This is a genomic window from Streptomyces sp. NPDC003032 (assembly GCF_053591415.1).
This window is the reverse complement of record NZ_JBSFTT010000130.1, coordinates 1-1028: the sequence shown is the minus strand read 5'-3', so window position 1 is coordinate 1028 and position 1028 is coordinate 1. Positions and strand designations below refer to the sequence as shown.

Here is a 1028-nt window from a genome sequence, read left to right as displayed (position 1 = left end):
GCGGTAGATAACCGCATCCACAACGGGAGTCGGGGGAACTTCAGAGTGCTTCACGCACATGAAGGACACGCTCGTGCGGGCTCAAGATAACGGCCGACGATCCTTTTGCCCACGTCAGCGCCCTGTTCACGGGCGGGGACGTTCGTCGAGGTCTTCACGCTCTGGGCGTCGATCACGAAGCCCGTCGGCTCCGCGTTGCGGCCCTCTTCCTCGCGGACCCGGCGCCGCAGCAGGGCATTGAGATGCTCGAAGATGCCGTCCTTCTCCCAGCGGCCGAAGTACTGGTAGACGGTGTTCCAGTGCGGGTAGTCGTGCGGCAGGTAACGCCAGGGGACGCCAGTGCGGGCGACGTAGAGGATGGCGTCGAGCAGGTCACGCAGATCGTGCTGGGGCGGGGTGCCGATGTTGAGCCCGTGGCGGGCCTTGCCGTCCCGCCAGCTCGTCAACAGCGGTTCTACCAGGGCCCATCGGGCATCGGACAGGTCGCTGGGATACCGCCGCCGTTCGCTCATACTGCCAGGAGGCGGCAAGCGCGGGCGGGACGGCAGGGCGTGCGAGACCGGAGCTGAAGCATTCGGCGTGAACCAGCGCCTGTTGGGATGAAACAGGAGCAGATGGGGCGCAACAACGACTTCGCTGTCTCCACCACCCCACCCGAACCGCCGCCCCCTCCAACCCCACCAATCACTCACCATCAAACGGTCTTAAACGCCATATAAGCGGGCTAAACGCCCTCTGAGTAGGTGTTTTTGAACCAGCGCTGCGATTCCACCTGTCAGTATCCACACCCGCCCCAAGACCAGGATCCTTGCCACAGGCCGTGACGCCGTCCGGCTGCTGGAACACCTTGGACAGCACGGGCCGGATCGCCTGTCCGCTCCCCGGGTCCAGGCACTGTGGCAGATCATGGTGTCGGCGTACGGACTTTTCTCCCCAGTTGCGTACGGACGAACGTCCCCAGCTCTGACCGCAGGCAGCGGCAGCAGGGCAGAGGATCTCGGTTGAGATCGATGCCCCAACCAGGGACA

The 1028-nt window shown here is 64.5% G+C and carries 1 pseudogene; it reads right to left on the bottom strand.

The features are described from left to right. Positions 1-89 precede the first annotated feature (89 nt). Positions 90-512: pseudogene (locus tag ACWDZ7_RS42865) on the bottom strand (transposase); the annotation flags it as partial. Positions 513-1028 lie beyond the last annotated feature (516 nt).